General features: G+C 55.7%; 18 protein-coding genes. 15 read left to right on the top strand and 3 right to left on the bottom strand.

The genetic code is table 11. The features are described 5' to 3' along the window. The 9 genes from EPN93_04625 to EPN93_04585 form a co-directional block, all read left to right on the top strand. A partial coding sequence (locus EPN93_04625) for a PAS domain S-box protein (protein TAL38595.1) occupies positions 1-1434 on the top strand: 1434 nt, incomplete at its 5' end. After that, positions 1403-2704 (top strand): response regulator, encoded by a 1302-nt coding sequence (locus EPN93_04620; protein ID TAL38594.1) that lies wholly within the window; start codon positions 1403-1405, stop codon positions 2702-2704. The genes EPN93_04625 and EPN93_04620, both read left to right, overlap by 32 nt. Before the next feature lie 650 nt (positions 2705-3354). After that, positions 3355-4995, top strand: a complete 1641-nt coding sequence (locus EPN93_04615; GenBank protein ID TAL38593.1) for an FMN-binding glutamate synthase family protein — start codon at positions 3355-3357, stop codon at positions 4993-4995. Between the two features lie 377 nt (positions 4996-5372). Then, entirely contained in the window at positions 5373-6221 is an 849-nt protein-coding gene (locus EPN93_04610; GenBank protein TAL38592.1) for a sulfide/dihydroorotate dehydrogenase-like FAD/NAD-binding protein, read from the top strand. Next, a complete protein-coding gene (gene gltA / locus EPN93_04605) occupies positions 6211-7608 on the top strand; it encodes an NADPH-dependent glutamate synthase (GenBank protein ID TAL38591.1) in 1398 nt (465 codons plus the stop codon). The genes EPN93_04610 and gltA overlap by 11 nt, the downstream gene beginning before the upstream one ends. Positions 7609-7981: 373 nt before the next feature. After that, positions 7982-9256: a discoidin domain-containing protein gene (locus EPN93_04600; GenBank protein ID TAL38590.1), complete on the top strand. Its 1275-nt coding sequence runs from the start codon at positions 7982-7984 to the stop codon at positions 9254-9256. A 76-nt stretch (positions 9257-9332) separates the two neighbouring features. Beyond that, entirely contained in the window at positions 9333-10175 is an 843-nt protein-coding gene (locus EPN93_04595) for a hypothetical protein (GenBank protein TAL38589.1), read from the top strand. Between the two features lie 91 nt (positions 10176-10266). Beyond that, positions 10267-10647: a hypothetical protein gene (locus EPN93_04590; GenBank protein TAL38588.1), complete on the top strand. Its 381-nt coding sequence runs from the start codon at positions 10267-10269 to the stop codon at positions 10645-10647. 262 nt (positions 10648-10909) lie between these two features. Beyond that, complete coding sequence (locus tag EPN93_04585) at positions 10910-11488, top strand: hypothetical protein (GenBank protein ID TAL38587.1); 579 nt, start codon at positions 10910-10912, stop codon at positions 11486-11488. A 344-nt stretch (positions 11489-11832) separates the two neighbouring features. Here EPN93_04585 and EPN93_04580 read toward each other — a convergent pair whose 3' ends face one another. Then, entirely contained in the window at positions 11833-12450 is a 618-nt protein-coding gene (locus EPN93_04580) for a hypothetical protein (GenBank protein ID TAL38586.1), read from the bottom strand. Between the two features lie 508 nt (positions 12451-12958). On the opposite strand from EPN93_04580, the gene EPN93_04575 reads away from it, so the two are divergent. The 3 genes from EPN93_04575 (at position 12959) to efp (ending at position 15663) form a co-directional block, all read left to right on the top strand. Next, the gene (locus EPN93_04575; GenBank protein ID TAL38585.1) at positions 12959-13891 is read left to right on the top strand and encodes an alpha/beta fold hydrolase; all 933 of its coding nucleotides are present in this window, start codon (positions 12959-12961) and stop codon (positions 13889-13891) included. Between the two features lie 160 nt (positions 13892-14051). Further along, positions 14052-14570, top strand: a complete 519-nt coding sequence (locus EPN93_04570) for a dihydrofolate reductase (protein TAL38597.1) — start codon at positions 14052-14054, stop codon at positions 14568-14570. Between the two features lie 529 nt (positions 14571-15099). Next, the gene (efp, locus tag EPN93_04565) at positions 15100-15663 is read left to right on the top strand and encodes an elongation factor P (GenBank protein ID TAL38584.1); all 564 of its coding nucleotides are present in this window, start codon (positions 15100-15102) and stop codon (positions 15661-15663) included. Between the two features lie 58 nt (positions 15664-15721). Here the strand turns inward: efp and EPN93_04560 are convergent, their stop codons facing one another. Then, positions 15722-16819: a HAMP domain-containing protein gene (locus tag EPN93_04560; protein TAL38583.1), complete on the bottom strand. Its 1098-nt coding sequence runs from the start codon at positions 16817-16819 to the stop codon at positions 15722-15724. Positions 16820-17092: 273 nt separating this feature from the next. Between EPN93_04560 and EPN93_04555 the strand changes: the two genes are divergently transcribed. Next, positions 17093-17572, top strand: coding sequence for a hypothetical protein (locus tag EPN93_04555; protein TAL38582.1), 480 nt, complete (start codon positions 17093-17095; stop codon positions 17570-17572). 144 nt (positions 17573-17716) lie between these two features. On the opposite strand, the gene EPN93_04550 is transcribed toward EPN93_04555, so the two are convergent. Further along, a complete protein-coding gene (locus EPN93_04550; GenBank protein ID TAL38581.1) occupies positions 17717-19522 on the bottom strand; it encodes an ATP-binding cassette domain-containing protein in 1806 nt (601 codons plus the stop codon). A 370-nt stretch (positions 19523-19892) separates the two neighbouring features. Here EPN93_04550 and EPN93_04545 point away from each other — a divergent pair, with 370 nt between their 5' ends. Further along, complete coding sequence (locus tag EPN93_04545) at positions 19893-21959, top strand: hypothetical protein (GenBank protein TAL38580.1); 2067 nt, start codon at positions 19893-19895, stop codon at positions 21957-21959. A gap of 10 nt (positions 21960-21969) precedes the next feature. Beyond that, positions 21970-22103: hypothetical protein (locus EPN93_04540; protein ID TAL38596.1), on the top strand; the 134-nt coding region annotated here is incomplete at its 3' end.

The raw sequence follows: 22103 nt of genomic DNA, 5'->3' as shown, positions 1-22103 counted from the left end.
CTGGCCGGACGGATGGACGGGATCGAGGCGGCGGAGCAGATGCAAGCGCGCTATTCGATCCCGGTCATCTTCGTGACGGCGCTCTCCGACGAATCGACCCTCCAGCGCGCCAAACTCACCGCCCCGTACGGGTATCTCCTGAAGCCGTTCACGGAGAAGGAGCTGCGCATCTCCATCGAGATGGCCGTCTACAAGCATGACATGGAAAACAGGCTTCGCGAGAAGGACCAGTGGTTCGCGACGACACTCAAGAGCATAGGAGACGCCGTGATCGCGACCGATACGGCGAACCTGGTCACCTTCATGAACAAGCCTGCGGAACACATTACGGGCTGGAACGCGCACGAGGCGGCGGGACGGCCGCTCAACGAGGTGTTCAATATCATCACGCCCAGCATTTCCGCGGACGGGCGCGCGAAGCCCGGGATCGCGATCCCGGATACCGTCCACCCGCTTTTTACCGGAACCTTCGAGCTCCAGGATCGCGCAGGCGGAAAAAAAGACGTGGAATTCAACACCGCGCTCATACGTGACGACAAGGACGTCATCGTGGGGGGAGTGGTCAGCATACGCGATATCAGCACGCGAAAACGGCAGGAAGAGGAGCTTGTGCGGCACCGCGATCACCTGGAGGAGCTGGTGAAGGAACGCGCCGGGGAGCTCGTCGCCGCGAACAGGGAGCTTCGGCTGGCGAAGGAGAACGCGGAGATCGCCAACCGCGCGAAGAGCGAATTTCTGGCGAACATGAGCCACGAGCTCCGGACCCCGCTCAATTCCATAATCGGCCTTTCCAAGCTCATGCGCATGCAGACCGACAGCCAGGATTTCCAGACCTACCTGGATAACATTCTCTCTTCGGGGCAGCACCTGCTCCGGATATTCAATGATATTCTTGATCTCTCGAAGATAGAAGCGGGAAGGATGGAGTTCGAGCGCTCCCCGCAGCCGCTCTACCCGATAATCGCGGACACCATCGAGATGCTCCACGTTCAGGCGCGCGAAAAGGGTATCCGGATGGAGAACCGCCTGCGCGCGCCTGACGATGCGGCCGTCCCGGGGGATCGCAAGCGGTTGCAGCAGGTGTTCATAAACCTCCTTTCAAACGCGATCAAGTTCACCCCCCAGGGCGGCAGCGTGTGGGTGGAATCCCGCGTGTCCGATTCATGGGTGGAGACGGACGTGGGGGATACCGGCATAGGAATCGCGCCCGAGCACCTGGAATATATTTTCGAAAAATTCACCCAGGTGAACACCGCGATGAGCAGGGATACGCAGGGGACCGGGCTGGGGCTCACCATTTCAAGGAAAATAGCGCAGGCGCACGGCGGCTCCATCAAGGTGCGAAGCAACGCAGGCGGGGGGGCCGTGTTCACGGTGCGTCTGCCGCTTACGATTAAAATGAATGCTGCGGGAGAGGTCAAACATGGCGGATGAAACGGTTGCGGTAACGAACGCACGGCGCGCGGCGGTGCTGCACAAGCCGAAAGACCCCGTGCTCATAGTCGAGGATACCAAGGAAACCCAGGTGCTCCTGCAGGGGATATGCAAGAGCATGGGGGTGGACAGCGTCGTCGCCGCGAACGGGAGCCTGGCCCTCCAGATGCTCGAATCGCAGAAGTTTTCGCTCTACATCGTGGACCTGATGATGCCGGTCATGGACGGGCGCGCCTTCATCGAAAACCTGAAGGGCATAGAACCGGAGGCGGTCGTACTCGTGGAGACCGCGCTCGACGCGCCGGGAACCATAATCGATATCATGAAAATGGGGGTGTTCGATTATATCATCAAGCCCATCGATCCCGAAATATTCCAGCAGACGCTCCACAAGGCGGCGGAGTACAAGTATCTGCGCGATCTCGAGCGCCAGCAATCGCTCAATACCGGCAAGAAGCTGCAGAGCCAGATCGAATGGCTCAACTACAAGGAGAGCCGTCGAATTTCGGCGAAGGACTACGCGGAAACCAAATCGGTCTACAACCTCAAGACCTCGCTTTCCCAGGGCGCGGGATTCGGGACCCTGGTCACGATCATCGACGTGATCAAGGGGACGATGGAACATTCGGGCGACCGTTACCTGGTCAACAAGGACCTCGTGGACGTGCTCCTGGAAAACAACGAGTACTGCCGCCTCCAGCTGGACGGACTCCAGGCGGTAACGCAGATCATGGAGAGCAGCATCCCGCTCGAGCGGACCACGAGCGCCGTGCTCATGGAGGCGCTGCCGGGAATGATGAAGGCGGTGCTGCCCTATATGGAAAAGAAGGGGATCAAGCTCACGTTTCCCGTGATGAAGGCGCACTACAACCTCTCGATCAATTTCGAGAAGATGGGGCTCATGGTCGAGGAGCTCACGATCAACGCGTACAAGTACGCGCAGCGCAATTCCGCGATCAATATTTTCGCCCACGTGAGCGAGGGCTACTTCTGGCTTTCCTTCAAGAACGACGTTCCCCAGCAACCGTACGGCGGGATACCTAGAGAGTATGAAAAGCTGGTGATGGAGCCCTTCTTCCGCCTGCTTCCCCCCGACGAGTCGGCGGCGAGGATCGAGAAGTTCGGATTCGGGCTGGGGCTCGCGGTCGTGGACAACGTGGTGCGCAAGCACAACGGGGTCTTCCTCATCCACGACGCGCAGGATCACACCGGGAAGGACGTAAAGCTTTGTGTGCTCGCGGAGATACTCCTGCCGGTCATTATCGCCTGAGACGGCAGGGGGGCCGATGCTCCGGTTGCCCCGAAACCGCGCCCGCTGCGGACGGGCGCACTTGGAAAACCCGTCGGCCCGGTACAGTACCCGGCGGTATCGGACCCCCGGGACTTATCCTTTCTCCCCGCTCGCGGGAAATTATCCGACGCTCGTACACCCGCGCCGAATCGCCGATATTGATCTTCCCCTGCCGGGGTGCGCATTACGCGATCCTGCCGCATCATCCCGGGTCCCTTCACTCGTATCCGCCGGAATTCCTTTCCTGAGCCGAAAACCGGGAGCAAGAACGATTTAGGCCATATAATTTAGTATCACTAAATTTTCCATGGAATTCGCAGAAAGCGGCATCAGCAATTCAGAATGAAGAAATTGAATGATTGTTACGAACATGTTAATTTTACGTCAATATTAAAAATAATTGTAGAAATACTAAATTATTTATTCAGCATAACTAACTGTATATCCCAGTTTCTTTCCCAATGCGATGTCCCGCATTTGACGCCGGTATTTTCCCGGATAGATTGAATAAGTCACGCTTAACAACATGGTATTTCCGGCGGGCGAACCAATAATGACAGGGACGGAGGCCGGGCTTAAAATTGGCGCACAGGCGCGCGAAAAAATAACAATCATCCTGGAGGAACAGCATGTTCGAATGGCCAAAATCAAATGACGTTCTGTCGACCGTGAACAGGGGTAACTCCGCGGAGTCCGGACTGTGCACCCTGTGCAGGGCCGACTGTAAGGGAAAGTGCGAGACGTGGCTCTCGTGCATGAAGGGACGAAAGCTTCTCTATCCGCGCGATTTCGGCGCAATCACGGCGGGGAGTGCCAATACCACGCACGTGGGCGTCAATTATAACGCGCTCCGGATCAACGGCTACCATTACGGCGCGAACGGCCTGGCGAAGGGCCTCTCGAGCGAGGCCGACGACTGCGTGTTCCCGAACGTGAGGCTGGAAGGCGAGTTTGGCGCCGGTGTGAAGACCAGGTACCGCGTCCCGATCATGACCGGCGCACTGGGTTCGACCTTTATCGCGGCGAAATACTGGGAGTCCTTCGCGGTGGGCGCGGCCCTGGTGGGCTACCCGATAGTTATCGGTGAAAACGTCGTGGGCGTGGACAAAAAGTCCATCCTCAAGGACGGCAAGATCGAGAGCGCCCCGGAGCTCGAGCGCCGCATAGACGTGTACCTCAAGTACTTTGACGGCTACGGCGCGATCATCGTGCAGATGAACGTCGAGGACACCCGCAACGGCGTCGCCGAATACATCATCAACAAGTACGGCGAGAAGGTCGTGCTCGAGCTCAAGTGGGGCCAGGGCGCGAAGAACATAGGCGGCGAGATACAGGTGACCGACCTCGAGTACGCGCTCTTCCTCAAGAACCGCGGCTATATCGTCGACCCGGACCCCGGCAAGCCCGAGGTGCAGGAGGCCTTCAAGAGCGGTGCCATCAAGTCGTTCGCGCGCCACAGCCGCCTAGGCTACACCAACCTGGATACCGCGGAAGAAGTGACCAAGGACTTCATGAAGGCGATCAAGTACCTGCGCGGCCTGGGCTTCACGCGCATCACCCTGAAGACCGGCTCGTACGGCATGGAAGCGCTCGCGCAGTCCATAAAGCTTGCCACCGACGCGAAGCTGGACCTCCTCACCATAGACGGATCCGGCGGCGGCACGGGCATGAGCCCCTGGAACATGATGGAAAGCTGGGGCGTTCCCTCCATCCTGCTCCATTCAAAGGCGTACGAGTACGCGGGCATTCTCGCGGCGAAGGGCAAGAGGGTCGTCGACCTTTCCTTCGCGGGGGGCCTCGCGCGCGAAGACCACATCTTCAAGGCGCTCGCGCTGGGCGCGCCGTACACGAAGCTGGTCTGCATGGGCCGCAGCCTCATGATCCCCGGTTACCTGGGCTCTAACATCGAGGGCGTGCTCTACCCCGACCGCAAGGCCCGCCTGAACGGGAACTGGGACGAGCTTCCCAAGACCGTCACGGAAAACGGGTCGAAGCCGGAAGAGATCTTCGCCGGGTATTTCGACGTGCAGAAGAAGGTAGGGAAGGACGAGATGAAGAACATCCCCTTCGGGGCGATCGCCGCATGGACCGCCGCCGACAAGCTCGCCGCCGGTCTGCAGCAGCTCATGGCCGGGGCGCGCAAGTTCTCGCTCGACCAGATCACGCGCACGGACATCTTTTCGGGTAACCGCGAGACCGAAAAGGAGACCGGCATCACCTACATCACCGAATACCAGGACGAATCGGCGAAGAAGATACTCAACAGCTGATCCGGAAACAAAGGCCGCCCCGAAAGGGGCGGTTCTTTTTAAAAGCAACAGGCGTAACCGCGAATAGACGCGAATTGTTTGGTTCGGTAATAACTGGATTGGCGCGCATTGGCGTGTATTCGCGGTTGCCCTTGTCCTTGCCGGTATGGAAAATTTTCCCGCTTTCTCTTTGACAAATAAACGATACTCCGTTGAATGATTCGGAAGCGCAGCTCTGCGGACAGCCGGGGCCGTTTCCGGCGGCGGAAAAGGGAGTAAGAACCCGATTCCGGCCTGTTTTTAACAGTCGGCCTCGGACGCCGCACCCTTTCCTGTGGAAAGCGCCGCGCGCGTGCTTAAATGGCAGTATCCGGCGACGGATACCCGGGGAGACCGATATGCACCTCATTCATTCGAACGAACTCATCAAACCGACACTGGGCAGGATGGTGGTGGAGGCCCCCTATGTGGCCGCGTACCGCAAGGCCGGCCAGTTCATCATGCTCCGGATCGACGAATACGGGGAGCGCATCCCCCTGACCATCGCCGATTCGGATCCGGAGAAGGGGACGCTCACGCTGTTCTACCAGATCGTGGGCAAAACGACCAGGAACCTCGCCGACAAGCGCGCCGGGGAGCGTCTTAGGGATATCGCGGGACCACTGGGGCACCCTACGGATATCCGCAATTACGGGACCGCGGTCTGCATCGGAGGCGGAATAGGCATTGCGCCGATATTACCCATCTCCCGGGCGATGAAGGCGGCGGGCAACAAAACCATCAACGTAATAGGCGCGCGAACGAAGGACCTGCTCATCCTCGAGGACGAGCTCAGGAGCACCGGCGACGAAATGATCGTCTGCACCGACGACGGCAGCTACGGAAAGAAGGCCTTCGTGACCGGGGCGCTCGAGGAGATTATCGGGCGTGAAAAGGTGGATATCGTCGTCGCGATAGGCCCCGTGCCCATGATGAGGGCGGTGAGCGAGCTGACTCGCGGGCACGGGATCAAGACCTTCGTGAGCCTCAACTCCATCATGGTGGACGGCACGGGAATGTGCGGCGGCTGCCGCGTATCGGTCAAGGGGGAGAAGCGCTTCACCTGCGTGGACGGCCCCGAGTTCGACGGGCACGAGGTCGACTTCGCGGAGCTCATGGCGCGGCTGGGCACCTACCGCAGCGAGGAAGCCGAATGCATGGAGCACCACAATTGCAAGCTGGAGGGGGTCACGAGCCATGGCAAATAAAATTCCCCGGCAACCGATGCCGGAACAATCTCCCTCCGAGAGAAGGAGGAATTTCAACGAGGTGCCCCTGGGGTATACGCTCGAGATGGCGCTCCTGGAGGCGGGTCGCTGCCTGCAGTGCAAAAAGCCCACCTGCGTGCTGGGCTGTCCCGTGCAGATCGACATCCCGGGGTTCATCAAGGCCATAGACGAGAGCGATTTCACGAAGGCCATCGCGATCATCAAGAGGACGAACGCGCTTCCCGCAGTGTGCGGAAGGGTGTGTCCCCAGGAGACGCAGTGCGAGGAGCGCTGCGTCCTGGCGAAGAAGGGGGACCCCGTCGCGATCGGCAAGCTCGAGCGCTTCGTATCCGACTACGAGCGCGTCATGGTCAACATGCCCCTGCCCGAATGCGCCCCCGACAACGGGAAGAAGGTCGCCGTCGTGGGCTCGGGCCCCGCGGGGCTCACCGCGGCGGGGGAGCTCGCGAAGCTTGGATATCGAGTAACGGTCTTCGAGGCGCTGCACAGCCCGGGCGGGGTCCTCGTGTACGGGATCCCGGAATTCAGGCTTCCCAAGGCGATCGTGGGCTACGAGATAGAGGCGCTCAAAAAACTCGGGGTCGAGATCATCGTCAACAGGGTCGTGGGGATGGGCGAGACGGTGGACGACCTGCTCGACCGGGGGTTTGGCGCGGTCTTCATAGGCTCGGGTGCGGGGCTCCCGCAATTTCTCGAGATACCGGGCGAGAACCTTCAAGGGGTATACTCGGCGAACGAATACTTGACGCGCGCGAACCTCATGAAGGCGTACCGCTTCCCGGAATACGATACCCCGATCATCCGCGCGGACAACATCGCGGTGTTCGGCGGGGGGAACGTGGCGATGGACTCGGCGCGCACGGCGCTGCGCCTGGGCGGGAAGAACGTGTACCTGGTCTACCGGCGCTCGAAGCAGGAGATGCCCGCGCGCGCGGAGGAGGTGCACCACGCGGAGGAGGAGGGGATCGATTTCCGCCTGCTCACGAACCCGGTGCGCTTCATTGGCGACGAGAAGAACAGGCTCACGCAAGTCGAGTGCCTGCGCATGGAGCTTGGCGAGCCGGACGCGTCCGGCAGGAGGCGCCCGGTCCCGGTGAAGGGGTCGGAGTTCCGGCTGGATATCGATGTCGCCATCATCGCGATCGGGAACTCCCCGAACCCGATCATCCAGAAGACGACGAGCGGCCTGGCGACCTCGAAGCACGGCACCATCGTCGCCGACGAGAACACGATGAAGACGAGCAAGAAAGGCGTCTTCGCGGGGGGCGATATTGTCAGCGGCGCCGCGACCGTGATCCTCGCGATGGGCGCGGGGAGAAGGGCCGCGCTCGCGATTGACGAGTATTTGAAGACGGGGGAGTGGTGAAACGGCGCACCTGTTGAATAGTGGCAAAATGTGAGAGTGGCTTTAGGGCCGCTCTTTTTTTGAGCGCGAAGGGCGTAATTACAGCCAATGAAAAGTGGGCCACCGGCATTGGCGGATTTGCTTGCCGCTTCGAGTATGCGTTGACTTTTCATCACCGTTTTTTTACAATTTGTGGAACGGCTAGGGGCCGCTTTGCCCGGATGTCCGGGAAAAGCGCGATTTTTTGACCGTGCAAATTTTAAGTCCCTTGCCTACGGGCTTTTTGCCGGGGAAAGGTGGGCTTTTAGAAGAGGAAACTTTCGAGCAATGGTGTTATGTCTAAGCGCTTTTCTTGGAAAGAGGACGCAAATTCATTGATAATTATTTTCAAATTATGAAAAATAAATTCGGAGAAGCAATGATTATTCGATTATTGTTAAATATTCTATTTCTGTTTGGAATAGTTTCGCTGGCCTATACAAACGGCGGGCCTATTGACGGCTCAAGCTATCAGCGTACCGGTACTATTTCTCCCAAAGATAATGTTTCGGTACAGCTGGTTGAGGAAAATCTTAAAATAAAGCTGGAAGGCGATGCTGCTGTTGTTGAGGTAATCTATATTCTACAGAACGGGAATGACAGTACCAAGGTAGACTTTGGCTTTCCTGTTGATATTTCCCAGGAGTTTGGCGACCCGGGATCTGCTAATATTCAATATTCTATAGCTGACGGTAATGCTCCATTAAATTATAAAATAATTGATGATACAAGTGAGCACATGATAACTATAGATGATAAAACATCTATTAAATGTAAAACAACATGTTTTGTGTCGAACCTTATGTTTCATGCACAAGAGAAAAAGTGCATAACAGTTAAATACAGAATCCCCTGCTCATTCACGGACTGGGCGGTAAGTAAAACTATTTTCCCGATTTACTACGATCGCAGATTCATGTATAGCTTTTCCTTTGCGTCCGGATGGGCAGACGGCAGCATTGGAAAACTTTCCGTAAAAATTGATACGTCAGCCCTGTCGGAACCGGGCATAAAGATTAAACGTGTGCTGCCGTCTTACCTTGTTAATAAAAATCCGGTGTATGAATTCACGATGAAAAATGTTCAGGCCGCTGCGCTCAAGGATCTTGTAATCGAATATGACGTATCAGAAAAAAAATTGGCCGATTTCTTTATCACTCACAAAGCTGATGTCTCTGAAATTTCCATAAAGACATCATCTCATCTGAAGGGAAATTACTCCCCGAGCAACATGCTTGACGGAAACACGGCTACTGTATGGGCAGAGGGAGTTGAGGGAAATGGCGAGGGTCAGTGGATTGAGTTGACTCTGAACGGGACTCAGATCGGATACCTGGGAATCCTGAACGGGGTCATTCTTTCCGAAGAACTATACAAGGGAAATGCCAGGATCGCCTCACTAAAGGTCGATTGTTATACATTAAATGACGGCGTTGAACGGAATATGTACGGGGATAATTATATTATAAATCTTAAAGACTGTAGTTTTAAAGAGGCGCAGAATCCGGTGCAGATTCTTGATGTAGGCATGTTCGCGCCGATATCCAGGATACGCCTGACAATTATATCCACTTATCCCGGCACTAAATACGAAGACTGCTGTATAACTGACTTGATCATTTTAAAGTAATACTAAAATGCGCTTAATCCTGCTCGTCATCTGCTGCATAATGAGTACTTCGACAGAAATGGACCCCCCGGATCCATTGAATCTTAAGAAGATCAGTGTGGAATTGCAGGATGGTTCACGCTGTTCCGGCGGAACAGTTTTCATGCGTCCGGGAGAGAAGGCGGTTTTTCGGGTTTCTGAAAGCGCGAAAGGCATGAGATGGTTTCTAATAAAGGCTGATTGCCGCGAGTATGACCAGTTCGCCTATTGGAAAAGCAGCCGGCGCGGACCCATGAAACTTGCGTATCGCGTTTATGATACAGGCATCACTGATGCAGCCTATTCTATTATTGCTGATGAATGCGGCACCATATACCTTTACAATGGGAACATGCCCCATGATGCAGTAATTGCAGAAGACCTTCCACTGCAGGTGAAGTATACGAACAGGATATTTCAGATCACTGTGCGTTTTGATGATACCTATACCGGATATCTGAGTGAATTATCCGGCACGCCCTTTATACTCCCGCCAGGTCCGGTGGGCGATTCGCATCAAACTGACTTGCGAATGGGCAGCGACTGTGCGGAATTTGCCATATACGGCATGAGAAGAATGCAGAGAAAAATACCTTATACCGGACCGGGCGGAATTCTTGACCATCTTACCATAAATGCACAGGGTTGTGTTCCTGACGCCCGGGGATTGTATCATGACAGTAATGGGAAAACGATCCGTGTTGAAAAATCGGGCGTGCAGCGCGGCGATATTATTCATTTCGGAGCACAGGTGTCCGTGTTTTACGAAGACCGTGGCATTCCCGGATTACTTGATAAGGACGATATTCTTATGCAGAGCTACGGAAGTTGTCCTGTAAAGACTACGTTTGAGCACTGTTCGTTCTATCATTATCCATTTAAAGTAGGGCAATGGAAGTAGTTGTGTTATGGGTATTTGTTGAAATTTATGATTATAGTTTCATATTTGATCTTTTTTGATTAAGAACATCAATAAATAAGGAGAGGAAACTATGTCTGAACATCAGCTCAGCCCCGCAGAAACATTAGAGCTCATGATCGTCGCTCACAATGCCGGTGATTACGACACTGCACAGAGCTATATCCACCCAGAAGCCATTAACCACGGGCCGCCCCCCACCGACGGAGTGGTCGGCTGGCGGCAGAGTTGGGAAAACGCGAAGGCGATGTTCCCCAAGATGCATACCCACATCGAGGCGACCGTCGCCCAAGGCGACATGGTCTGCCACCGTTACAAGGTTTCTGGCACAGCCGCCAATGGTAAAGAGTTTTCCTTCCTGGGTCTTGACATGGTTCGTGTAAAGGATGGCAAGGTAATCGAGCATTGGGCACTGGGGGACTTCGCTGGCCTGAACGCCCAGATTGCCGACTAGTCGCACCAGCAACTTCGAGAAGCCGCACACGGCGAAGCAGCCTTGAGTACTTTTGGCTCCAGTCTGCGGAATCTGTTTTACAGGCTATGGGAGTGAGTCGTGCCGCCCAACAGTACACTCCAGCCGTGTTTTTTTGCCAGCTGTCGCTACGGTAAAACACGGCTAAATTTTAAGCGCCGTGCCGGGGGCACTTTGACCTGGGAGTAATGACTTTTCCGGGGAGGACGCTTCCGATATTAACCGTTATGTCGGCGAGTTTTTCTTGGAAAGAGGACGCAAATTCCTTGATATTAAAGATCGGGTAAATACCATATTGGCAATGAGCGCCATGTGCACCAAATTTACAGCGGGTGCGGTTATAATTTTATCGTTATTCGCATTGCTTGGGACCCCGGGCGGCCTGGCGGCGCTGGGCGGTTATTCCGGAGCTTATAACGGCTTCTACCTTCCGGTGGGGGTCAACGCGGGCACCTCCAGTCAATTTGGTGCACATATCGGCGGCGAGTTAAGCATCGTCTACATGTACGATCTTCGATCGACTGCGCGGACGCTGACATCGTTTACCGGAGTATACGCAGACTATTTGTTCTCAAAAGGAGCGTGCAGGGCGTCCTTCGGCATTGAAGCAGGCATCTATCCCCTTATATTCGACGTCGGTTATTTATATCTCGACATGAACAATTCCGTTTACCGCGGTTTTGTCGCTCGGCTGACAACAATCCTTTTTCCTCCCATGCCTGTAATGCCCTACCTGCGATTCGGCAAGATCGACAACAATGAGGAGATTAACACCTTTATTGAATTCGGCGTACTTGCGAAATTCCCGGTTTCAACGCACTGAAAACGTACGATATGGTGTTCAAGATAATGCTCCGCGCCCCCGCCGTGTACACATTATAAAAGGATTTATATTCCGCCTAACGCCTGATTCACATTCACCCTCTCTCCCCGGAAAAAGGGGCCGGAGGTGAGGTCGTCCATCCCACGATAAAGCTTGATCGTATGCCAGGCAATGCCGGGGTCGTCCATGAGCTAAGAGGGTCTGCAGGTCGCGCATGAAATGTATTAAATTTCTGCCAGTGTTTTCAGCATGCTATTCATATTGCATAAATGGAGCGGCGTGTTCTCTTTTAATATCAAGGAAAATGAATCCTAGACATGAACGCACCTCAAAGGAACAAATCATCACTTTCTATTCGCCTTCCCCCTATTCGCCGGCGGCTGATCCATTGATGCGCCGGGCGCGTATGCCCAGTTCTGGAGGTCGGCGCGAATCCGGTCCCGCCAGCCGTCGTCCCAGGTGATCAGCACCTCGCCCGATTTGATCTCCCAGTGCCCCTTGATAATGTCCGCCACGCCGGGGACGGACTTGATCGCGGTCATGTCGTCGTTCAGCATGAAGTTGACCAGGCCGATATTGTAGGAGATATCCCATCCGCCCGTATAAAAATACTTTGGGTCCTTCTTCGCCACGCCCTTGTTCGCGGGGGGCTTTTCCAGCGAGGCGCCGGGGGCGTACGCCCAGTTCGCGAGGTCGGCGCGGATTTTGTCCCTCCATCCGTCCGACCAGGTGATCAATGCCTCGCCCGACGTAACCTCCCAGGTTCCCTTGACGCTCCCTGGAAGGCCCGGGATCGATTTGTTCGCCGTCCCGTCCCTGTTCAATGCAACAATGACGACAAGAGTGGAGTAAGAGATTTGCCAGCCGTCGGCATAGTAATCTTTGGTCCCGGCCTCCGGTTCCGCATGTACATAAGAGGTGAGCAACAGGATCAGGATGATGCCGACTATACTGCGCTTCATGGGGACCTCCTCTCTTAACTGGGTGGAAAGTTCAGGAAATTGACGTGATGTAGCATTATTTTTTTCGTCATGTCAATATATTTAAGCTTCCAGGCCGTGGGGCTTTTGGCCGGGGAAGGGGAGCATCTTTAATGAGCATACTTCCGAGAAGCTTGGTTATACCGGAGAATGTTCCCCTGTAAGAATTCAAAGAGGACGCATTTTCCCTGATATTCAAGGGGATAACAGCCTTCACCGTCCCTTACCGTAACCGCTGGGGTTTCCGACGCGTTCATATGACGCTGTTCTGAATATGGGTAATTGTGTTGCGCTCCATGAAAGAAGTAGATAAATTTGGTCAAATAGTGCGGTTGGTACGGTGAAAAAACATCATTATCTCCATTCACTTGCTCTTGTTTTTCTTTTCGCCTCATGTTCGATAGCGCGCGAGAACCCGGTCGGAGAAAAACGTATCCGGTTCGAAGACCCGTCGCGCCGCAGTTGGACAGCTAACGCGCCGCGGCCTTTAATGGTCACGGTGTGGTACCCGGCGCAAAAAGGCACACGGGAGCACCTGTCGTTCGTATCGGTATTCGAGGCCGGATGGTCGACGAAGGATGCGGACATTTCAAATTCAAAAGAAAAATACCCGTTGATAATGCTTTCTCATGGGACCGGCGGTTTCGCGGCGAGCATAGCCTGGCTCGGGAAAAAACTTGCCCGGCGGGGATTTATTGTCGCGGCGGTTAATCACCACGGAAACACCGGCGCGGAATCAAAAACGCTGCTCCAGGGGTTCGTGCTCTGGTGGGAGCGGCCCCGGGATATTTCTGTTTTGATCGACCGGCTGATCGACGACGCTCTCATGGGCCCGAAAATCGACGCGCATAATATCGGCGTCGCCGGTTTTTCGCTCGGCGGATACACGGCTCTTGCGACTGTCGGAGCCCGGCTGGATATTGAAAAATGGGGAACGTATTGCGCGGGAAAACCGAGCGACCCGCAGTGCAGTCTGCCCCCTGAAGCTCCCTTTACGATGGACGAGGCGAAGGTTTTTATTGAATCCAATGCCGATGCGCTGGAATCCTGGAAATATGCGGATGACGATTTCTCCGACAAGAGAATCAAGGCCGCGTACGTCATCGCCCCCGTCCTGGGTCCCGTAATATCGCCCCGGAGTCTTGCAAAAATCGATGTTCCCGTAAAAATCGTCGCGGGCGGCTCGGATGATCAGGGAATTCCCGCACTGAACGCCATGCCGATATCCGGGCTGATTCCCAATTCACGGCTATTAGTGATGCCGCATGTCACACATTATATGTTTTTAACCCGCGGGAACATCGCGGGTCGTATAATGGCGCGCAGGTATTTCATCGATCCCGAAGGAACGGACAGAACAAAAGTTCAGGATGACGTTGGCGATGACGCTACCGCGTTTTTCAACCGGCATTTAAAAAATTAAGGGGAGTGGCGGAAAGCAAACGATCAGCCGTACTACCAATATGACGCTGAGCATCGCATCCCCCACAATTGCGGGAAAGGATACAGCGGCAAAAAATTTTAAGCCCCTGGGCCGGGGGCTTTTTGCCGGGGAAGGGCGGCTTCTTTAAGGAAGGCATTACCTGCGGCGCCTGACAACCGGTTACAGCGGGCGGCGTCGACGCGCCGACGCCGTCCTCCTCGGCCGCAAAACATACGAGATCTTCGCGGGGTCCTGGCCCAGGTCCACCGACCCGGCGGACGAGATTGCCACGGCGCTCAATAATCGGCCGAAGTTCGTCGCTTCGCGGACACTCGATAAGGTCGACTGGAATAATTCCATTCTGCTCAAAGGCGATGTTGCCGAGGAGGTCGCGAAACTCAAGGCCCTGGCAGGCGGCGAGATTCAGGTCCACGGCAGTGGCAACCTTCTGCAGACCTTGCTTAAGCACGATCTCGTCGATACGCTGCGCATCTGGCTGTTTCCCGTGGTTCTCGGCAGCGGGAAACGTCTGTTCGGCGAAGGCACGATCCCTTGCAGCTTCCGGCTTGTCGATACGCAGCAAATTACAACGGGTGCCGTTCTGCACGTTTATGAACGCGCAGGCGGTCTCAGGTACGGCGAGGTCGAGGTCGGCGAGAAGCCGGTGATCTTCGACTGAGATTCGGCAGACCAGTGAGAATTGCTCATGTGGATTTTCACTCCCACCGGGCAACGCCTGTCCCTCCCTTTTAGCGGGAGGATTCATGTTCTCAATCCGCGCACTAATGACGTTTTCAATGTCATTTTGACGAACGAAGTGAGGAAAAATCCTATCGTTCCGATTAAGATTCCTCGCTTCGCTCGGAATGACATGCCTGGGTAAATTTCAGTACCGCCCAAGATGGCGATTTCTGCTGTAGTGGGGACATCGAAGAGTAAAACAGCGATAAGGATGTTCAACAAGTTTCCAGAATTGAGAAAAAAAATTGTGGCAGTCATTTTTGGAGTAGGTGATATTATGTCACGGCAGTGGGTGGAAATAAAAAAATGATTTGTGAGTATATAAAAACCCAAGATGAGATAGACAGGCGGGAAAACCAGGGTAAACTATCTTGGCTATGTAGAAAAAGCCCCTACGAGGCCAATCAAACCCCCACCTCTGGTGGGGGGAGCCCAGTTTGCAAATTCCAAGATAATGAGGTATATACATGATTTCAACGAACGATCTCAGGCGCGGAATGGTCATCAAGCTCGACGGGGATCTGTATTCGGTCGTGGAGCAAAACCACCACAAGCCCGGCAAGGGCGGTGCGATTGTCCGGGTCAAGCTGCGTAACGTCAGGAAAGGCAATGTCATGGACCGGACTTACCGGCCGTCGGAGAAGGTGGAAGACGTGAGGCTGGAGCATCGCCCCATGCAGTACCTCTACGAGGAGGGGGACCATCTCGTCTTCATGGACACCGAGACCTACGAGCAGGAATCGATCCCCAGGGATGCGATCGGCTCGGCCGTTGGTTTCCTTCAGCCGCAGGACGTCTGCGAGATCGCCATCTACGAGGGGGAACCAATCACCGTGACCCCGCCGGCGGCCGTGGTGCTCAAGGTGACCTATGCCGAACCGGGCGTAAAGGGGGACACCGCGACCAATGTCACCAAACCGGTGAAGGTGGAGACCGGGGCGGAGGTTAAGGTACCGCTATTCATCAACGAGGGCGACTTCATCAAGGTGAACACCGAAACGGGCGAGTACATGGAACGCGTCAAGAAGTAGATCACGGGTCCTGCTTTCAATGACGTATCCGTTACAATGATGCGCATCTGCCGATATATCAAGTTTTAGTATCCTTCAATATATCGTTTTTATTCAGTATGTGTCCGTAAAGCTTCACAGCGCAGTCGGGGCACAAGCCGTGAGTGAAGCGCGCATCCGTGTGGATCGTCATGAAATGCTCCACCTGCTGCCAGTATCCCTGGTCGTCCCTGATCTTTTTGCACGATGCGCAGATGGGTAGCAAACCGCTCAGGACATTGACCTTCTCGAGTGCCCTTTCCAGTTCCCCCGTACGCTCCAGTACCCGGATTTCGAGCTGGTCTCCCGCCTGCCGCAATTCCTCGAGGGCGTTATCGACACGGCCGCGCGTAGCGGCGAGCTCGTCGCTCATCATGTTGAACGCATCGACAAGTTCGTCGAATTCGTCGAAGGTGCGGTGTTCGATGTGTCCATCCAGGCGCCCCGAGGCTATCTCCTGGCAGCGGCGCATCAAGGCCTGGACGCGCCTTGACAACCCGCGCGAGAAAGAAAGGCCAAACAGCAGCGCCAGCAGTATCGACGCGAGGAGCGATATGACCCCCACCAGGCGCAGCTGCGACAGCTTGCTTTCAACCTCGTTGGCCCTCATATCGATGCCGATAAGGTACTGGCCGCCGCCGTTCCGCAGGGGCGCATATCCCGAAAGGAACACCCCCCACTCGTCGCGCAGCAGCTTGTCGTCAACCGAGGGTTCATGGAAGCCTGTGAGCATCAGGGACGGCGCATCGTCGTATTCGCGTCCCGGCTCCGCCTGCTTTTCCGTTTCATCGGAATCGATCACGAAATGAACGCGGCCCTCTTCCTTGCGCATGATGTAGAGGAACGCGATGTCCGGGTTGGTGCGGCGCATGCGGCGAAGTCTCTCGAGGGTCGACCGGTATATTTCCCGGCCCGTGTCCGCGGGGGTGCGGATCGCATCGAGGTCGCGGGCATCGATTCCCTCGCTCAGGAGGGCCGCACTGTTCTGGAGCCTGGACCGAAGGCTGTACATCATGTTTTCAATGGCCCGGTCGTAGAAGAAGGTGCCCACGCTGCCGGAGACCAGGAAAACCGCGAAAAAGTGGCTCAGGAAGAGCTTCGTGGCGAAGCGTGGACGGATACTCGATTTGTGCTTCATGATGACTCCTTCGCGCGGAGATAATCGCCCATGGGATTACTGCTGCCTAATATGACAAAATCCTAGCAATATACACTTTACATTCAATTAAATAATCGATATTGAATGTAAACTTTTCCCGTATGCATTAAAAAAATATTGAAAATGGGGTCTTGTTGCCGGATATTCATGGGCCAGGGGACAAGGCAATTTCCACCCCTCACGGCCGATACCCCCGGAATATTTTTATAACTATGATCATGGGTAAATCGATGCCCTGAAGAGTGAGAATGCATGAACTGCCCACAATGCAATCAGCAGCTTAATGAACGATCCCTCCTTGATACGCCGGTTGCGTTTTGCGACGTATGCAAGGGGTGGTGGTTCGAACCTGTGGACGCGAAAGCCCTGGCAAGGACCTGGAAGAATTTCCCCGACGCGTCCGGTTCCAGCCCTCATAAATGGCGCGAGGCGTTGTCGTCGTGTCCGCGTTGCGGCATACCGCTTATAGGATATTATCACCCCGCGTACAACACCGTGGTGAAGGTGGAAAAATGCAGGAAATGCGGCGGCTTCTGGCTCGAAGACGGCGAGATTCGGCGATTGTCGATTTACCGCGAAAACATCGATAAGGACCGCCGGCCCGGGAAGGAGGAAACGCCCGCGGCCCGGTATTTGAAAAAAACGGGTGCGTTCGCGATCATCGCCTCGGCGGCGATTGTCTTACTGGCGTGCCTGGTGCTGTATTTGGTGAATACAGGCGCATTTCGATAGCAGTCATCATGGACGCCGAATACTTTTTCAACCTGAGGGAGCGCGACCTGCGCCGGGAGGGCGTGGCGATCGGGGAGGGGCAGTTCCTCGCGGAGCGCATGCTCGCATCGGGCGGGGAGATGCGGGAACTCCTCTTCAGCATATTTACGGAGCATCGAACGCCGACAGCTCGTCCCACCTCGCGTAAAGCGTTTCGATCCGCGCCTCCAGCGTTTCGAGCTCGCGCTTCATTTCGACGACCCTTTCTCCGTTCTTCTGGTAGAACGAGGGGTCGCCCAGCAGGACATAAATTTCCTTTATCCTTAGTTCCGATTCCTCGATGAGGGCGGGGATTGACTCGAGCTCGCTTTTCTCCTTGAAGGTGAGTTTCGTTTTCGGGACCGGGGCTTTCACCCTGGCGGGTTTCGCCGGCTTCTCCCGGCCGGGAGCGGGTTTTTCGACCGCGCCTTCCCGCGCATCGAACCCCCCCGCACTTTCGCGAATGCTCCCTTCTCCCTCGAACATATAGGTCGCGGTGACCACGTTGTTCAGGAATGTCCTGTCATGGCTCACGAGGAGCAGGGTTCCCTGGTAATCCAGCAGGAGCTCCTCGAGAAGCTCGATCGTTTCGATGTCCAGGTCGTTCGTCGGCTCGTCGAGTACGATGAGGTTCGCGGGCCTCGTGAAGAGCTTCGCGAGCAGCAGCCGGTTTCTCTCGCCGCCGGAGAGCACCTTCACGGGGCTGTCCGCCCTGTCGGGCGTGAACAGGAAATCCTGGAGATAGCCGATCACGTGCCTGCTCCTGCCGTTGAAATCGATGATCTCGTTCCCGTCCGTGACGTTCTGCCGCACGGTCCGTTCCTCGTCCAGCCTGTCCCTGAGCTGGTCAAAGTACGCGGTTTCGATCTTCGTTCCCGTCTTCACGGTACCGGAGGCGGGCGCGAGCTCTCCCAGCAGCAGCTTGATGAGCGTGCTCTTGCCGCAACCGTTGGGTCCGACAAGCCCGATCCTGTCGCCGCGGAGTATCCTCGCGGAGAAATTTTTCACCACTGCATTCTCGCCATAAGAGAAGGAGACCTTGTCCGCCTCGATTATCATTTTTCCCGAGATCTCTGCCTTCTGGATCTCCATGCGGACCTTGCCCAGAACCTCGCGCCGGGACATCCTCTCTTCGCGCATGCGTTCAAGCGCGCGCACGCGCCCCTCGTTCCTGGTGCGGCGGGACTTGATTCCCTTCCGGATCCATATCTCTTCCTTCGCCAGCTTCTTGTCGAAGAGCGCGTTGTTCGTCTCCTCCGCTTCGAGCCAGGCGTCCTTCCGGGAAAGAAAGGTGCGGTAATCGCAGCGCCAATCGAAGAGTCGCGCCCTGTCGAGCTCGACTATCCTGTCGGCGACCTTCCCGAGGAAGGTCCTGTCATGCGTGACGAAGAACACCGTTTTATCGTAGCGCGCGAGGAAATCCTCGAGCCAGCAGATCGCCTCGATGTCGAGGTGGTTGGTCGGTTCGTCCAGGAGGAGGATGTCCGGGTCAGGGGCGAGGGCGCGCCCCAGCAGCACCCGGCGCTTCATCCCCGCGGAAAGATTTTCGAAGACCCCGGCGGGATCCAGGCCCAACAGCGACAGCGCGTGCTCGATCTGGCGCCGGCTCTTCCGCTCCTCCGCGCCGTCCATGTGGTGGTGCAGGTGTTCGGGGTGCGCGATCCCCCCGGCGATGACGTCGTACACGCTCCCGGCGAGGCCGACGGGAACCTCCTGGGGTAACAGCGAGGTCAGGAGCGTCTTGTCGCGTATCACGGTCCCGGCGTCCGGCTCGACGAGCCCGTGCAGGAGCATCATGAACGTGGACTTCCCGCAGCCGTTGCGGCCGAGCAGGGAGATCTTTTCACCCTTCTGGATCTGGAAATCGAGCCGGTCGAAGAGGGGCCGGCCGCCAAAGGAGAGCGAGACCTCCTGTAGATGTATAAGCGCCATGCAGGGTATCCGAAATTCTTATTTTGCGAGAGGCTGTCCTCGATGTCATATTCGGCCCGCCGGCTGTCAATACCATTTTTTCAGGGGGCCGATACGCTGCCCCTGCCCGATCGCGGGTCTCCCTGCCTGCGCCGTGCTTCTGCGCGGCCTGCGAAAATGCCAAAACCACGGAAATATTGTTTTATGAAATGCAATCATGCAGGTGACTTGAAGTCAATTCTATGAGCGTATCAATACCGGGAAGTTCCTGCCGCCATGCAGTGCAATTATACTGCTCGCCGCATCCTAATGTCCGTTGACATTTCACTGCCAAAGTACTAGGGTGATACCGAAGGTCGGACGGCATCAGGTCACACGAAGACGGTTAGCGATGAAATTATCTCAATGCTGTGTGCTGGCGGCAACGGTATTCCTGCTTCTGATTCTTCCGTCGCGGTCCTATGGGCTCGATCCAATCGTCCTCGGGGACAGCGGGGACCATTACCCGGTGGGAAGCCGCATGATGCTGTTCGAGGATACCGGGGGTACGCTGGGCATTCATGACATACTGTCGGGATCGCATGATGAGATGTTCCGGCCGGTCCGTCGTGACGTAATCACGGTGAGTTATACCCGTTCCGCGCAGTGGATCAAATTTTCCCTGCGCAACGAGACCGCCGCCGAACGGTTGTTTTATTTTGAACTGAACTTCCCGCTTATCGATGACATCAGGGTCTATTCGGTGGATGCCAGGGCGACGATCACCGAACAAAAAACGGGCCGCAACTATCCATTCGCCGCGCGTGAGATCAAGAACAGAAATTTCGTCGTCCCCCTTGAAATCCTTCCCGGCCAGGAACGCGTCTACCTGGTGCGAATCGAAAGCAAGGACACCTACCCGCTCTCCCCGGCCGTCTGGAAGCCCATGGCCTTTTATGAATGGGATCATCTGCAGCAGTATGTCCTGGGCCTTTATTACGGAGTCATTCTCGTTATGGTTCTCTATAATCTTTTCATTTTCATGTCGACGCGGGATTCCGTGTACTTTTACTACATCATGACCGTCCTGATCCTTCACGGCATGTTGCAGCTCATCCTGAACGGCCTCGCCGTGGAATTTTTCCAGGGGGAATCCACATGGTGGTCCCGCGACGCCCGCGGGCTCTTCCACAACATCGGGTTGATCTTCAGCGTGCTCTTCGTGAAAAAATTTCTGACCACCCGCAAGATCACCCCGCGCATCGACCTGGTTCTCACCCTGCTCATGGTTTTCGCGGTGATCCAGATTCCCCTGGTGTTCCTGATCGACTATTTTTACCAGGTGCATTGCGATGTCGTTGCCGGGTTTTTCATTCCCCCGCTCGCCCTTTCCGCCGGTGTCATCAACTTCATGAAAGGGAATCGGTCCGCGCGCTTTTACCTCCTGGCCTGGGGGACACTGCTGGTCGCCGGTTTCATATACGCGTTGAAGGTGCTGGCCATTGTTCCGAGCACCATGGTGACGGAAAATCTCTGGCAGGCATCTTTTGCCCTCGAGGTGGTGCTTCTCTCCTTCGCGCTGGGTGACAGGATCAACATTATGAAACGGGAAAATGAACTTGCCCAGGAGGAAAAGCTCCATATCCAGAAAACATACAGCGAATCGCTTGAGAGGACCGTGCGGGAAAGGACCCTCGAGCTGGAATTGGAGCGCAACATGCTTCAATCGCGCAACGAAATGATCGAGCACGATATCGCCCTGGCCAGGAAAATCCAGGAGAAACTCATTCCCGCGGCCAGCCCGACGGAAAGTATTTACGCGCTTTACCTGCCCATGGACCAGATCGGGGGTGATTTTTATGACTTCATTCCGCTGGATTCTCCAGGCCGGATTGGGATTTTCCTGAGCGACGTTTCCGGGCACGGCGTGCACGCGGCGTTCGTGACCTCCATGGTCAAGATGGGCATCATGCAGGCCGGCGCGGTAAGGGAAAAACCCGCGGAGTTCCTCGCGTACATAAATGACGTTCTCTACGGGCAGATCAAGGGCAACTTCGTATCGGCCTTCTACGGGATCATCGATCTGGCGGGGAAGACCATCACCTATTCCAACGCGGGCCATCCACTGCCATACCTCCTGACCGGGGACGCGGTGTCGCAGTTGTCGGGCACCGGGAACACGGCGCTCGCCATTTTTCCGAACGCGGCCCTGTTGAAATTCAATAAGCAGTATCGGACCATCAAATACGACCTGCCGCCCGGGAGCAAGATCCTGTTCTTCACCGACGGCTTCGTCGAATCGAGTCCTACCGGCGGAGGGGTTTCATTCGAAGAGGCAAAAATGCCCGCGGTATTCATGCATAACCGTAATTATCCGTGCCGGGAGTTTATCGAAAGACTGCAGCGGGAACTGATCGAGTATCGCGGTGGCGATACATTCGACGATGATATTTGCCTGATTTGCGTGGATATAGAGTAAACGCGTGGCCATCGAATCGCATTCCAATTCACCCGCACTCTCCGCACCCGGGGTGCGGGTCGTGGTCATCGAGCCCGGGGGACCGGTTAACGTAGGGTCCATCGCCCGCGTGATGGCAAATTTTGGATTCAGCGATCTGGTGCT

It is taken from the genome of Spirochaetota bacterium (genome assembly GCA_004297825.1).
Lineage (GTDB): Bacteria > Spirochaetota > UBA4802 > UBA4802 > UBA5368 > FW300-bin19.
The sequence above is the reverse complement of the archived record's forward strand: the minus strand, read 5'-3'. Positions and strand labels throughout refer to the sequence as shown.